Origin of the sequence: Anabaena sp. AL09, assembly GCF_001672255.1 — a bacterium.
GTDB classification, from domain to species: Bacteria; Cyanobacteriota; Cyanobacteriia; order Cyanobacteriales; family Nostocaceae; genus Dolichospermum; species Dolichospermum lemmermannii.
The window spans coordinates 1-15,123 of the sequence record NZ_LJOQ01000058.1 but is presented as its reverse complement, the minus strand read 5'-3'; the positions used below and the strand labels follow the sequence as shown (position 1 = coordinate 15,123).

Genomic DNA, 15,123 nt, shown 5'->3' with positions numbered 1-15,123 from the left:
ATTTTGATTTGGATGATTAGTTAATCACAAAAATCACAAAAATCATAAAAATCATAAAAATCATAGTTTAGACATATTTAAATCTCAATGGTGTAATCACAGCTACAGTCAGGTGCGATACAGGTTTAAGTGGATAAAACCATAAGCATGAAACAAAAAAAAGATTTAAAAAATGATATTAAGATCCAGGCAAAAATAATCTCATATATGGGGACAAAATAGCTTCACCGCAAAAAACAGTGATTACCGCACCTAACGCTAGGAAGGGTCCAAAAGGCATTTTTTGTCCCATTTGGTGACGAGAGAGGATAATTGCACCACCACCGACGAATACTCCCAAAATGCAGGAGATAAAAACCGCTAGTAGTAAATAACGCCATCCTAACCATGCTCCCATCATAGCAGCTAATTTAGCGTCACCTGCACCCATAACCGTTTTGCCAAAAGCCATAGAACCTAAAAGGGCGATCGCATCAAACAGCCATAAACCCAGAACTGCACCGGCTATTCCGGTTATTAAGCGTTTTGATAATCCCACCGCAGTCGGTTCTGATAACCAACCAACAGCCATTTGAAAGACTATTCCTAAAATTAAACCCGATTTAGTTAAGGGGTTAGGTAAGGTCATTGTATCTAAATCTATGAGAGATAAAGCCAATAACCAACTACAAAAAGCCCAATATCCCAGGGTGAAAATTGAAAATTGAAAAACCCAAAATACTATTAAAAATATTATCCCTGTTAATGCCTCCACTAATGGATAACGGCGAGAAATCTGAGTTTGGCAATAACGACACCGCCCTTTTAACCATAACCAACCGAAAACCGGGACATTATCATAAGCCTTCAACCTATTTAAGCACTTGGGACAGCGAGAAGGTGGCCACAACACTGATAAGCCAGCGGGTAGCCGATAAACCACAACATTAATAAAACTGCCCAAAGATGCACCCAAAACAAAGACAATGATACTGGCTGAAATATTCATTAAAATGTCCATATTATTACTTGTCAGTTGTCAGTTGACTAATACATATAGGACTCAATTTGATTCAACGGCACAAAACATTCCTGTGGTAATAACACTGGGTACTTAGTAAAAATCACTTTACCCCGATGAGTTACCCGACTAATTGCTACCCCTGTAGCTTTTCCTACTATTTCTGGATGGACTTCACAGTAGGTATAGTAGATGTGACTAGCTGCTCTAATTACAGTAGGATCAATCAAAGAAGGATGCTTTTTGGAGTGGGTAAAGTTTGCCTGTTCTTGTTGTAAAGCGTACACAATTGGCTTTTATATGAGATTTACAGATTTGCTTTTAGTGTATCTGAAAGTTTTCACAATAAATAGTAAAACTTCCAGATTTACACTTTAACGTGATTTTAATTGCAGAATTTCCATTAGTGCTGCGCCCATAGCTCGACAACCGACAAGTTTCATTCCTGGGGACATAATATCTCCTGTGCGATAACCTTGTTCTAAAACTTGTAACACGCTATTTTCAATTAAGTCTGCTGCTGCTGCTTGGTCTAAAGCATAACGCAACATCATGGCGGCGCTTAAAACCTGTGCTAAGGGGTTGGCTTGATCAAGTCCTGCAATATCCGGGGCTGAACCATGAACTGGTTCATAGACACCGGGACCATCAGCCCCCAAACTAGCAGAAGGTAACATTCCTATACTACCTGTGAGCATTGCCGCAGCATCAGAGAGAATATCACCAAATAAGTTCCCTGTAACAATTGTATCAAATTGTTTGGGAGCGCGGACTAATTGCATGGCGGCATTATCTACATACAAGTGAGATAACTCAACATCAGTATATTCTGAGGAAAGTTGTGTAATTTTTTCCCGCCATAATTGAGATACTTCTAACACATTGGCTTTATCCACTGAACAGAGTTTACCACCTCGTTTCCGCGCTGTTTCAAAAGCTACGCGGCCAATGCGTTCAATTTCTGATTCTGTGTAAACCATCGTATTTACACCGCGTTTTTCTCCGGTTTCTGTTGTAAAAATGCCTTTGGGTTTACCAAAATAAATCCCGCCGGTGAGTTCCCGCACCACCATGATATCTACTCCTTCTACAACCTCTCGTTTCAAGGTGGAAGCGTCAATTAACTGGGGGAGAATTTTCGCAGGACGTAAATTAGCAAATAGTTGTAAACCAGCCCGCAACCCCAATAAACCTGCTTCTGGGCGTAAATTTGAGGGGAGAGAATCCCATTTGTAACCACCAATAGCAGCGAGTAAGACAGCATCGCTATTGCGGCACATATCTAAGGTAACAGCGGGTAGTGGTTCGCCGGTTTCGTCAATAGCAGCACCACCAATTAAAGCTGTGGAAAATTCAAAGGAAAAATCAAAGCTTTTACCGACAAATTTCAGCACGTCCACTGCTACGGACATAATTTCGGGACCAATGCCATCTCCAGGTAGTAGGGTAATGCGGTAGTTTTGAGTCATAGTCAGGTTTTACTGGGTAAATGTTTGCAGATAAAATATCATACCTAGCAATTGTGCCAAATGGGTGATTGGTAATTGATAATTGCCCTAAATTCCATCAATTTCAATTACCTTTTGTCGAGATGTTGTCCCAGATTTAATTCTGATAGAGGATTTAGCAACATCAAATTTTTTGGCTAGTAGTTTAATTAACTCTTCATTAGCTTTACCATCTACTGGTGGTGATTTAAGATGTACAGTTAAACTACCATCTGCTAATTCTTCAATCTTTTGCTGTTGAGAATTTGGTTTAACTTTTACTCTTTTTTGCATTATGTATTTTTTGGATTTTTTATAACCACAGAGAACACATAGAAAAGAGCTAAAAAAGATTTTTTCACAAATTTCTACTTGCCCTATTCCCTATTCTCTGCTATAAATTTTATCCAATACCCAACATTCTATTTACTTGTGGTAATGCTAAAGGTTTTCGTTCGATATTTTGGAAACATTCGATTTTTTTAAGTTGTATATAGGCATTTTTGAAATTACTGATATTTAATAAAACAATATCTTGATAAACTGCATCTTGGGGACTTTTTATCTCTATTACCAAGTCCTGTAATTGATTTTGGCTAATAGCTAAATTCAGATATTTCAAAAATACTTCTCTTTTTTTAGAACGGACAGTGACTAAATACCAATTATTAGTGCTTTGTTCTGATGAGTTTGAATCTATAGTTTCGATTGGTGGCATGATTGACGGTGTAATTTTCTGGAATTTATTTAAAGAGCAATTTCTGGACTGTGATTTTTGTGATTTCTGTGATTTCTGTGATTTGTTTGACTAATTAATCATCTAAATCAAACCAATCACACAAATCATACTTCTGACTTATTTAGCCAATATTTATAAGCTGCATAAGCTAATGTGACTACTCCAGTAATAATAGCAGATTCATCAACTTCAAATTGGGGATGATGCAAGGGATGATTAATCATTCTCTCCTCATAGCCTACACCTAAACGAAACATTGAGCCAGGGGCGTGTTCTAAATAAACAGAAAAATCTTCTGCACCTAATGATGGTTCTGGTAAAATTTGGACACGATCATTACTCCAAGCTTCTTCTGCGGAGGATTGTAATAGTTGTGTTAAGGCATTATCATTTTGGACACTGGGTACACCTTGATGATAATTAACTTGATATTTTGCATTGTAAGAATTACAAACATTAGCCACTATGTTTTCAATCCACTGTGGTAGTTTATCACGGGTTTCTGGGTGAAGCGATCGCACTGTTCCTAATAACTGTACTTTATCAGCAATTACATTTGGCGCTCTTCCACCATTAATTTGGCCAATACTCAATACTACGGGACGCAAAGGATTCTGAGTTCGACTAATCGCCTGTTGTAATGATGTAATCACTTGCGCTGCAATCCAAATTGCATCTATGGCTTCATGGGGACGCGCACCATGTCCAGATTCACCAATAATAATAATTTCTAAGTTGTCTGCGGCGGCTGTTAATGCACCGTAACGGATACCAACTGAACCAGCAGGAATGGAAGGAAAAACGTGTAACCCTAAAATAGCCGCAACATTATTCATCACTCCATCTTGTACCATCCAATTTGCACCTTGAGCAATTTCCTCAGCAGGTTGAAATAAAAACCGCACCTTACCACCCAATTCAGGGGCAATTTGGGAAAGTACCATTGCTGTCCCCAAACCTACTGTAGTATGAATATCATGGCCACAAGCGTGCATGACTCCTTCAATTCGAGAAGCATATTCTAAACTTGTGCGTTCTTGAATGGGTAAAGCATCCATATCAGTGCGAATTGCCAATATCCTATCACTAGGTTGAGTTCCTTGTAATTCACCAATGACACCTGTTTTACCTATTCCCTCTTCTACGTGCAAGCCATTGGCAGATAACACACCTGCAACAAAAGCAGCGGTTTGATATTCTTGCCCACTAAGTTCTGGGTGTGCATGAATATGGCGACGGATTTCGACTAAGCGGGGTGCTATATTTGTTGTTAAGTCTTTAAGTCGGTTCAGCATAGCAATAATTTTAATTCATTCACCTTGTATTTCATTCTAGAAATTTCACAGCTTTAACTGCTACCCGCATTCTGACCAATTTTATCGGCTTACCTGCTCATTTTTCAGCATCCAGGAATACATATAAACTAATCACGATAGAATTGATGCGGTACTTGACAAGTCCAATCGTAATATCGTATTTACAACTCAGATTCAAATAGCGAGAATTTAATTATCAATCTTCAAAAATACCATCAAAACTATTTTCATCATGCTTACCAGATTTTCTCTATAACAACATCTTCAACTGTAAGATATGAAAAATCTATCCCCATTATTTCGGAAGCTTTATATAAACTAATTAACCGCGATGTTAAAGCACCAATTACAAATATAAATCTTTCTTTCTGTTCTATACTTTGGAATAATTGCAATTGAGAAGCAATTTCTTGAAAGGTAGTTTGGTGATTGATTTATTTGATACTTATAAATGGATTAAGCCTGCTTTTATAAGAATACCAATTGCTGGAGTAATAAGCAATTATATTTACTCATCTATTTCCATCTCATATTTATTTTAACAATTTTTCAATTTACTCATCTTTAAAACCGACAAATTAATCAAATTTGCGCCTTTGCTTCTTTGCGCCTCTGCGCGAAATAGAATGTACTTCATTAAATAAAATAGATGAAGTGCGTCCAGTAGACTTAGTATCAGCCAAAGCCAACTTAGATCAAACTTATGTTAAATCTCCCCAGAATGGTGTAATTTTTAACATTTATATTCGTGCAGGTGAAGTAGTATCCAATGACGGCATTGTCGAACTTGGGCAAATAAATCAGATGTACGCAATAGTTGAAGTTTACCAAAGTGATGTGAGTAAAATTCTCAAAATTACTCTTCTGTGCCTCTGCGTCTCTGCGTGCAAAAAAAATCCTGAAAACCTCAATCAAATATGCAAACTCTTAACTCTCCCAAACCTGTAATCTCCATCCAAAACCTCGATCATTATTTTGGAAATGGACAACTGCGAAAACAAGTTTTATTTAATATCAACCTCACCATTAATACAGGTGAAATTGTGATTATGACAGGTCCATCTGGCTCAGGTAAAACCACATTATTAACCTTAGCTGGTGGATTGCGTTCGGCTCAATTTGGCAGTTTGCAGATATTAGGCAACGAACTCTGTAAAGCCAATGCAAAACAATTAACCCAAGCGCGACGGACTAACGGTTATATCTTTCAAGCTCATAATTTACATGGTAGCTTAACAGCAATTCAAAATGTAAGAATGGGTTTAGAATTACATCCGAAAATGTCTGGAAAAGAAATGTTAATCCAATCACAAAAAATGCTAGAACAGGTAGGATTAGGAAATCGGCTTAATTATTATCCAGATAACTTATCAGGGGGACAAAAACAACGAATTGCGATCGCTCGTGCATTGGTAAGTCAACCAAAAATAGTTCTAGCAGATGAACCTACCGCCGCACTTGATAAACAATCGGGACGAGATGTGGTAGAATTGATGCAGAAATTAGCAAAAGAGCATGGTTGTACAATTTTGCTTGTTACCCACGATAACCGCATTTTAGATATTGCTGACCGAATTGTTTACATGGAAGATGGCCATCTTGTCCGAGAAAAAAGTGATTCTTTGCAAGATGTAGTTGGTTAAAATATTGTTAATACCGTTTTCTCTAATTTATAAATTCTGTAAGAGGGTTAATCTACAATGACTTGGGAATTTTGGATTGATAGGGGTGGTACATTTACTGATATTGTCGCCAAATGCCCCGACGGTAAATTACAAATTCACAAACTATTATCCGAAAATCCCGAACGTTACACCGATGCAGCAATACAGGGAATTCGGGAACTTTTAGGCATTTCAGATCATGAAACTATTCCTTCAGAGGAAATCACAATTGTCAAAATGGGAACAACAGTAGCTACAAATGCCCTACTGGAAAAAAAAGGGGATAGAACTGTTTTACTCATCACCAAAGGCTTTCGAGATGCTTTAAAAATCGCCTATCAAAACCGTCCCGATATTTTTGCCCGGCAGATTATTCTACCAGAAATGTTATATGAACAAGTAATTGAAGTAGAAGAACGTTACAACGCCCAAGGTGATGTATTAATTAATTTAAATTTAGATGCCATTCGTCCTCAACTGCAAACAGCTTATAATAGTGGGATTCATTCCTGTGCAATTGTTTTTATGCACGGTTATCGCTACACCAACCATGAAAAACAGGTTGCTAACCTCGCTAAAAACATTGGCTTTACTCAAGTTTCCGTATCTCACGAAATTACCCCCTTAATGAAATTAGTCAGTCGTGGTGATACAACGGTAGTTGATGCTTATTTGTCGCCGATTTTACGAAGATATGTGAATCAGGTAGCGAGTCAGTTAGGAAAAAACGTTACTCTCCAGTTTATGCAATCTCATGGAGGCTTAACTGACGCAGAAACTTTTCTTGGTAAAGATAGTATCTTGTCCGGTCCGGCGGGGGGAATCGTTGGTGCAGTCCAAACTAGTCTGATGGCAGGATTTCATAAAATTATCAGTTTTGATATGGGTGGTACATCTACGGATGTTGCTCATTACAATGGTGAATATGAACGTACCTTAGAAACAGAAGTGGCTGGAGTTAGGTTACGAACTCCAATGATGGCTATTCATACCGTTGCAGCGGGTGGCGGTTCAATTTTACATTTTGATGGTTCTCGTTATCGCGTTGGACCAGAATCAGCCGGTGCAAATCCCGGTCCTGCTTCCTACTCCAAAGGCGGACCCCTAACGGTGACAGACTGTAATGTCATGGTAGGTAAGTTGCAACCTGCTTTTTTCCCTCAAGTATTTGGAGCAAATGCTGACAAATTATTGAATGTGGAAATTGTCAAGAGTAAATTTGCGGAATTGGTAGAAGAAATTGGTGATAATCGCACAGCGGAACAAGTAGCAACGGGTTTTCTTACCATTGCCGTTGATAAAATGGCCAATGCGATTAAAAAAATCTCCATCCAACGTGGTTATGATGTATCTGAGTATACTTTATGTTGTTTTGGTGGTGCAGGTGGACAACACGCTTGTTTAATTGCTGACGCTTTGGGAATGAAACAGGTATTTATTCATCCCTATTCTGGAGTTTTATCTGCTTATGGTATGGGTTTGGCAGATGTTAGGGTGTTAAAAGAAAAAGCTATTGAAGCGGTTTTAGAATTAGGGATATTGTCAAATTTAAAAGTAGTATTTACAGAATTAGCAGCAGAGGGAAAAAAAGAATTAAACCTTCAAGATCCTGGTAACACAGAGATTCAACTGTATGAAAAGCTGCATTTAAGATATGAAGGAACAGATGCGGCTTTGGTTGTAAATTTTGCCGATTTAGCAGCAATGCAGAATCAGTTTGCAGAGTTACATCGTCAGCGTTACGGCTTTATTGCCGAGGAAAAACCCTTGATTGTGGAAGCGGTGACGGTGGAGTTAGTATTACATCATCAGTCCCCACCTATACCTGTAATTTCTCGGATAAATGATAATTTACCGATTGCAGATACAACCGTACAGATGTTTACTGCTGGGAAATGGTGGGATACCCCAGTTTATCGTCGGGAGAATTTACAACCGGGAGACTGTATTTCTGGACCGGCAATTATTGTAGAAGCGACGGGTACAAATATTATTGAACCCCATTGGAAAGCGGAATTAACTAATATTCAGAATTTGGTTTTGTCAGTTGTTAGTAGTCAGTTATCAGTGGAAAATACAAATGAGAAAATTGAAAATCCTGATGCTGTCATGTTGGAAATTTTCAATAATTTGTTTCGGGCAATTGCTGAACAAATGGGAATAACATTACAAAATACCAGTTCTTCTGTGAATATCAAAGAAAGGCTCGATTTTTCCTGTGCAATTTTCGATAACCATGGACAATTGGTCGCAAATGCCCCGCATATTCCTGTACATTTAGGTTCCATGAGTGAAAGTATTCAGGCTTTAATTTCCACTCATAAAAATAATATTCAACCTGGTGATGTTTTCGCTGCTAATAATCCCTACAATGGGGGAACTCATCTTCCAGATATTACAGTTATTACTCCGATATTTCTTAATTCTCATCTTCCTATTTTTTATGTAGCTTCACGGGGACATCATGCAGATATTGGGGGAATAACTCCCGGTTCTATGCCACCTTATAGTACAAGTGTCACAGAAGAAGGGATTTTATTAGATAATTTTCAATTAGTTAATTCTGGGGTTTTCTGCGAACAGGAATTAATTAATTTACTCAGCAGTGAACCTTACCCAGCGAGGAATATTCCTCAAAATATCGCCGATTTGAAAGCGCAAATTGCAGCGAATGAACTGGGAGTTAAAGAATTATTGAAAATGGTAGAACACTACAGCTTAGAAACTGTTCAAGCTTATATGGGTTTTGTCCAAGATAATGCCGAAGCATCAGTTCGTCGAGTAATTGAAGTTTTAAAAGATGGGAGTTTTAGTTATGCTTTGGATGATGGAAGTATGATCAAAGTTAAAATTACTATTGATAAAAAACTCAGAAATGCTAAAATAGACTTTACTGGGACTTCACCGCAATTAAATAATAACTTTAACGCACCATCAGCAGTTTGTAAAGCAGCAGTTTTATATGTTTTCCGCACTTTGGTAAATGATGATATTCCTTTAAATGCAGGATGTATGAAACCGTTGGAAGTGATTATTCCTCAAGGTTGTATGTTAAATCCCCATTATCCGGCTGCGGTAGTTGCGGGAAATGTGGAAACTTCCCAAGCAATTACAGATGCTTTATATGGGGCTTTGGGTGTGTTAGCTGCTTCCCAAGGAACGATGAATAATTTTACTTTTGGTAATACGAAATATCAATATTATGAAACTATCTGTGGTGGTTCTGGTGCGGGTGAAGATTTCAATGGAACAGACGCAGTTCATACCCACATGACTAATTCTAGATTAACAGATCCTGAAGTTTTAGAATGGCGGTTTCCGGTAATTTTAGAAAGTTTTACAATTCGTGAAAATAGCGGAGGAAAAGGTAAATATCACGGTGGAAATGGTGTAATTCGACGGTTGCGGTTTTTGGAAAATATGACAGCGGGAATTTTAGCAAATCATCGGGTTATTCCCCCTTTTGGTTTATGTGGTGGGAAAGCAGGTATGATAGGTAAAAATTATGTAGAAAGAAATAATGGAACTGTGAAAAAATTAGGAAGTAAAGCTGTGGTAGAAATGAATCCTGGAGATATATTTGTCATTGAAACTCCAGGAGGTGGTGGTTATGGGGAGATATAAAATATCCCCAACTTCTTAAATAAATATATGATATATAATCTAATTCTAAAATAGAAGTTGGGTATCTGCTCACTAATTAACTATTAAATTTCTATTCAGTGTAAAGAAATGTAAAATCGCTGAAAACTTCTTCACCCTTGCCTTTTGCCTTGCTATAACGACAATTTTTAACGCCAACCTACTTATTCATTATGTTATCAGTCCAAGATGCCGAAACTATTATTTTCAATGCTGTCCAACCTTTAAATCAACAACATGATATTGAAATTGTGGATTTATTAACAGCATTTCATCGCATTTTAGCAACTCCTGTCATTAGTTCTTTAGATTTTCCTCATTGGGATAATTCCGCAATGGATGGTTTTGCTGTACGTTATGAAGATGTGCAAAATTCAAATCCTGAAAATCCTACCATATTGGAAGTTGTCGAAGAGATTCCCGCAGGATATCAACCCCAAATTACTATTAAACCAGGACAAGCAGCCAGGATTTTCACTGGTGCAATCATCCCAAAAGGTGCGGATACTGTAGTTATGCAGGAAAAAACTAAATTGCAGGAAAACCAAGTTTTTATCTTAGCTACACCGCAACCCCAAGAATTTATTAGACACCAAGGAGACTTTTACCAAGCCGGAAAAGAACTTTTACCAGCAGGAATTCCCCTGAATGCAGCAGAAATTGCTATTTTAGCCGCAGCACAATTATCTACAATCAGTGTTTTCCGTCGTCCACGAGTGGCAATTTTTTCTAGCGGTGATGAGTTAGTAACACCAGAACAAACCCTAAAACCTGGACAAATAGTAGATTCTAACCAATATGCTTTAGCCGCTTTAGTCAAAGAATCAGGTGCAGAAGTGTTAACATTAGGAATTGTTAAAGATAATCCAACTGCATTAACAGAGACTATAAATCATGCCATTAATAATGCTGATATAGTTCTTTCATCTGGAGGAGTTTCCGTCGGTGATTATGATTATATTGATAATATATTAGCATCTTTGGGGGCAAAAATCCATTTTCGCGCCGTGCAAATGCGTCCAGGAAAACCTTTAACATTTGCCACATTTCCCAATTCCCTTTATTTTGGTTTACCAGGAAACCCTGTTTCTGCTTTGGTGACATTTTGGAGATTTGTGCAACCGACAATTAAAAAACTTTCAGGAATTAATCAAGGTTGGGAAGCGAAATTTTTAAAAGTAAAATCCCATTCCGAATTAAAATCTAACGGAAAAATGGAAACTTATATTTGGGGTAATTTAAATTTAAATGATGGTATTTATGGATTTCAGCAAACAGGTGGTAATTTGAATTCTGGGAACTTAATTAATTTATCCCAAACAAATGCTTTAGCTATTTTACCAGTGGGAAAAACTTTAGTTTCACCAGGAGAAGAAACCTTAGTTTTACAAATAAGATAAAAGACAATTAACTCTCTGAGACTCTGCGCCTCTGCGTGCAAGAATAGATTAATTTCATAACCATTATCTTAGGTGTTAGTAACTTGTCTTTTATCAAGCAGAGGAGAATCTATGTCTAAAAGCCAATTTTCATCAACCAATTCCATATTCTCATTATAGATAAGAACTAACTCACCTATATTTTGAATAATTGGACTTCCGAATGGGTAAGATTTATCATGGGGATCATGAGGGATCATTTTAGCATAAATAGTAGTAGTACCAATAAGAGAAAATTTGAGTTTTAGAAAACGTTTATCTTGGGTAACACCTACAAAACTACTAACTAATTCTGCTTCTATGGTGTGAGGTAAGCTAATTGAGTCATAATATTCATCCTGTTCATCCCAATAACCATTGATTGTATAACAGCAGCGTTGAAGGTGTTTTTGAACAAGAGAATTAGTATCTAAATTTTCCAATATCTCAGTTAAATCTTGCCAGACTTGGTGATTTTTCAATTGAAGTGTAGTCATAATCTATTCTGGATTAATGTTGTGTTACAAAACCAGGAAAATGTAATATACCATTAACATATTTGGCGTGAAACCGTCTATCACCACCGTTACCTAACACTTTAGACTTTAAATTATATCCTTTTTCTTGAGAATCAACAAGCCCACTACTACCTTGTGGGTGTACTAACCCTTTCGCAATTGCCTTTAAATGCTTTCCTTTACTATCATATCTTATACCTAATTTTATTTGTTCGTCGCTAAATGAAACTTGCAAATCATAAGTCGAAGAATATACAACGTCAGGTTGAATATCTTGCCAATTATTGGGTAATGGTAAAACTTCCATGATATCTAACGGTTTAACGGCTCTACTGATGCCTTAAATGATATTTTGGCATTTCTCTTAAAATCAGCGCAGGACGATTTTTGATTTCTCCATTGGCTTGGGGAATAGGGGTTAATATAATATTACCTTCTTTCATAATTATTGTTATATTCTTTAATTGATTCTAGGGTATATTCTGGTTCATTATCTTCATAACATAGATTCAGATTTTTTAAAGAAAAATATTCCCAATTATCCTGATTTTCCGGATCGTTATCTACAATAATAGGAGTAATTAACACTTTTGTTCCTTCGGGAATAGATAAAGAATCAATTAATTCTATTTTGCCATTTTTAACAATTGCTAACTGTGATGATATCATAGCTATATTTACCATTTTTATAAATTTTAGCATCTTTAATGTTAACAAGAAACTAAAAAAGGGTAATTCCAGAAAAACCAGAATTACCCCTATTTTAGATATTTAACAAAAATTACGCAAAAGCAGCCATTTTCACATCGTTATTACCAAGGATTTCTTGTAATTCCTCAGCGTCAACGGTTTCCTTTTCAATCAGCATTTGAGCAATTTCATCTAAAACCTTGCGGTTATTGACTAAAACTTCTTTAGCTCGAATGTAAGCCGTATCAACTAACTTCCGCACTTCTTCATCAATAGCAGCAGCAGTTTCTTCCGAGAAATCGCGCTCAGACATAATATCTCGACCCAGGAACATATTTCCTTGTTGACGACCAAGGGCAACTGGACCCAAGCGATCGCTCATGCCAAACCGAGTTATCATTTGTTTAGCTACTCTGGCAACTTGCTGTAAATCGTTAGAAGCACCAGTTGTAACTTCCTCTTCACCAAAGATAATTTCTTCAGCGAGACGACCACCTAAAGCCACAGCCATTTGATTTTCCAAATAAGCACGGCTATATAAACCAGTGTCCATACGGTCTTCACTAGGGGTAAACCAAGTTAAACCACCAGCTTGACCACGGGGAATAATGCTAATCTTTTGCACAGGGTCATAGTCAGGCATTAAAGCCCCAACTAAAGCGTGACCTGCTTCATGGTATGCAACCAAAGTTTTGCGCTTTTCGCTCATTACCCGGTCTTTCTTTTCAGGACCCGCTAATACACGATCAATTGCATCATTAATTTCATCCATCGAAATTTCCGTTAAATTCCGACGGGCGGCTAAAATTGCCGCTTCGTTGAGTAAGTTAGATAAATCTGCACCGGTAAAACCAGGAGTCCGACGGGCAATTTTATCCAAGTCTACATCTTTAGATAAAGTTTTACCACGAGCATGAACTCGGAGAATTTCGCTTCTTCCAGCGTAGTCAGGACGGTCTACCACAACTTGACGGTCAAAACGACCGGGACGTAATAAAGCAGCATCTAATACATCAGGACGGTTGGTAGCAGCAATAATAATAATCCCAGTGTTACCTTCAAAGCCGTCCATTTCCGTCAACAATTGGTTGAGGGTTTGTTCCCGTTCGTCGTTACCACCACCTAAACCAGCACCCCGTTGACGACCTACCGCGTCAATTTCATCAATAAAGACGATACAAGGAGCGTTTGTTTTTGCTTGTTCAAATAAATCACGGACACGGGAAGCACCCACACCCACAAACATTTCCACAAATTCAGAACCGGAAATTGAGAAGAAAGGAACACCTGCTTCTCCAGCAACAGCCCGCGCAAGCAGGGTTTTACCAGTACCAGGAGGACCAACTAAAAGTACACCTTTAGGAATTTTTGCACCAATAGCGGTAAAGCGATCGGCATTTTTCAAAAAGTCTACAACTTCATTTAGTTCTAATTTAGCTTGGTCAATACCCGCAACGTCCCCAAATGTCACTTGAGTTTGGGGTTCCATTTGCACTCTGGCTTTAGATTTACCAAAGTTCATGGCTTGGCTACCTGGTCCACCTTGAGCGCGACGGAGAAGGAAAAATAGACCAACTAGCAGCAATACAGGGAAGAATAAGCTGCTGAGAGCTTTAAACCAAAATCCTTCGTCTGCTTGAGGTAATACGGCAATATCAACACCTTTATTTGTCAGAGTATTGATTAAATCTGGGTCGTTAACTAAGGTAACGATCTTTTTATTAGGATCATATTTGGGTGTTACCAAAGCTGTAGAACGGTCAGAACTCAAACTGACTCTCTCAACTCTGCCTTGTTTAACTTCTTGGATAAACTGGCTGTAGCGCCATGTTTCCCGGCTTTGGGGTTGTTTGTCAAAAAATGCTGTTCCTAGGGCAATAACAACTATAAAAAGGAGCGCGTACAGCCCCGTATTTCTCCATCTTTTATTATTCACTGATGTTGATTCTCCTGTACTGGTTTTAAGAGTTTAGCTCAATCTAATCTCGCTGCGACCGTCAAACGCCGCCTAAACGCTCAAAACAACTGCCAATCAAGGTGTCGAAATTGCGCTTACTTTTATGGTTTTCAGTGTTTTTAGAATCCATCACTAAGCCAAGACGCGGTACGCTCCACAACCTGCCATTACTGGCTATTTCTTGTCAATACTGCCATTAGGACTTAAACCTAACCGTTGTTTCATAGGAGCCGGAATTTCTCCGTACTAGGATGCTTTAACACGTAGATGTTTTTTGTTCTTACTCACAATTTAATTCTAACATACCACAGGGATTAAAATCCCTCGTGCCGCTTCCCTCTCAGGGAGCCAAGCCGCGCTCGTTTCCCGCTTACCGCGAGGTCTTATGATAATTATGTTAACTTATTTTAAGATATCTCAAAATAATCCTCCTGTCATGCTAAAAATTATCTCCCACCTCCTGCAATTCTAAAACATGAGAATGATAGGAGTTCTATTGTAGCGATTCTCAGCAGGAGTCAGGAGAAAAGAGGCAGGGGCAGGGAGCAGGGAAAATATTTATTGCCTATTGTCTATTGTCTATTGTCTATTGCCTCTTTCTTGACCACTGTACGGGCGAAGCATTTGGAGAACTATTTTTGGCAATGACCGATAATTTATCTTCCAAATGCTGACCACTGTACGGGCGAAGC

The 15,123-nt window shown here is 38.0% G+C and carries 13 protein-coding genes and 1 pseudogene; 4 read left to right on the top strand and 10 right to left on the bottom strand.

Features of this window, described 5'->3' with window-relative positions; translation table 11 throughout:
- Positions 1-178 precede the first annotated feature (178 nt).
- From AN490_RS11600 to AN490_RS11575, 6 genes are all read right to left on the bottom strand, one after another.
- Complete coding sequence (locus tag AN490_RS11600) at positions 179-1,000, bottom strand: A24 family peptidase (protein WP_015079527.1); 822 nt, start codon at positions 998-1,000, stop codon at positions 179-181.
- Between the two features lie 26 nt (positions 1,001-1,026).
- Positions 1,027-1,287, bottom strand: coding sequence for a hypothetical protein (locus AN490_RS11595; protein ID WP_015079528.1), 261 nt, complete (start codon positions 1,285-1,287; stop codon positions 1,027-1,029).
- An 87-nt stretch (positions 1,288-1,374) separates the two neighbouring features.
- A complete protein-coding gene (leuB, locus tag AN490_RS11590) occupies positions 1,375-2,469 on the bottom strand; it encodes a 3-isopropylmalate dehydrogenase (RefSeq protein ID WP_168634636.1) in 1,095 nt (364 codons plus the stop codon).
- A gap of 87 nt (positions 2,470-2,556) precedes the next feature.
- On the bottom strand, positions 2,557-2,781 hold the full coding sequence (locus tag AN490_RS11585; protein WP_015079530.1) for a DUF167 domain-containing protein: 225 nt from the start codon (positions 2,779-2,781) through the stop codon (positions 2,557-2,559).
- Between the two features lie 109 nt (positions 2,782-2,890).
- Positions 2,891-3,205, bottom strand: coding sequence for a hypothetical protein (locus AN490_RS11580; protein ID WP_015079536.1), 315 nt, complete (start codon positions 3,203-3,205; stop codon positions 2,891-2,893).
- Between the two features lie 125 nt (positions 3,206-3,330).
- Positions 3,331-4,521, bottom strand: coding sequence for a M20 family metallopeptidase (locus AN490_RS11575; RefSeq protein ID WP_300003340.1), 1,191 nt, complete (start codon positions 4,519-4,521; stop codon positions 3,331-3,333).
- Positions 4,522-5,166: 645 nt separating this feature from the next.
- On the opposite strand from AN490_RS11575, the pseudogene AN490_RS11570 reads away from it, so the two are divergent.
- From AN490_RS11570 to glp, 4 genes and pseudogenes are all read left to right on the top strand, one after another.
- Positions 5,167-5,391, top strand: a pseudogene (locus AN490_RS11570) (HlyD family secretion protein); the annotation flags it as partial.
- Between the two features lie 68 nt (positions 5,392-5,459).
- Positions 5,460-6,185: a DevA family ABC transporter ATP-binding protein gene (locus AN490_RS11565; RefSeq protein ID WP_300003338.1), complete on the top strand. Its 726-nt coding sequence runs from the start codon at positions 5,460-5,462 to the stop codon at positions 6,183-6,185.
- 57 nt (positions 6,186-6,242) lie between these two features.
- Complete coding sequence (locus AN490_RS11560; RefSeq protein ID WP_300003336.1) at positions 6,243-9,830, top strand: hydantoinase B/oxoprolinase family protein; 3,588 nt, start codon at positions 6,243-6,245, stop codon at positions 9,828-9,830.
- Positions 9,831-10,021: 191 nt separating this feature from the next.
- A complete protein-coding gene (gene glp / locus AN490_RS11555; RefSeq protein ID WP_300003334.1) occupies positions 10,022-11,248 on the top strand; it encodes a gephyrin-like molybdotransferase Glp in 1,227 nt (408 codons plus the stop codon).
- A gap of 68 nt (positions 11,249-11,316) precedes the next feature.
- Here the strand turns inward: glp and AN490_RS11550 are convergent, their stop codons facing one another.
- The 4 genes from AN490_RS11550 to ftsH3 all read right to left on the bottom strand — a co-directional run bounded on the left by AN490_RS11550 (position 11,317) and on the right by ftsH3 (position 14,410).
- Complete coding sequence (locus AN490_RS11550; protein ID WP_300003332.1) at positions 11,317-11,763, bottom strand: hypothetical protein; 447 nt, start codon at positions 11,761-11,763, stop codon at positions 11,317-11,319.
- 13 nt (positions 11,764-11,776) lie between these two features.
- Positions 11,777-12,091 (bottom strand): hypothetical protein, encoded by a 315-nt coding sequence (locus tag AN490_RS11545; protein ID WP_168653102.1) that lies wholly within the window; start codon positions 12,089-12,091, stop codon positions 11,777-11,779.
- A gap of 122 nt (positions 12,092-12,213) precedes the next feature.
- Positions 12,214-12,453, bottom strand: a complete 240-nt coding sequence (locus AN490_RS11540; RefSeq protein ID WP_213798969.1) for a glycosyl hydrolase family 31 — start codon at positions 12,451-12,453, stop codon at positions 12,214-12,216.
- A gap of 112 nt (positions 12,454-12,565) precedes the next feature.
- Entirely contained in the window at positions 12,566-14,410 is a 1,845-nt protein-coding gene (gene ftsH3 / locus AN490_RS11535) for an ATP-dependent zinc metalloprotease FtsH3 (RefSeq protein ID WP_015079544.1), read from the bottom strand.
- Positions 14,411-15,123: the final 713 nt, after the last annotated feature.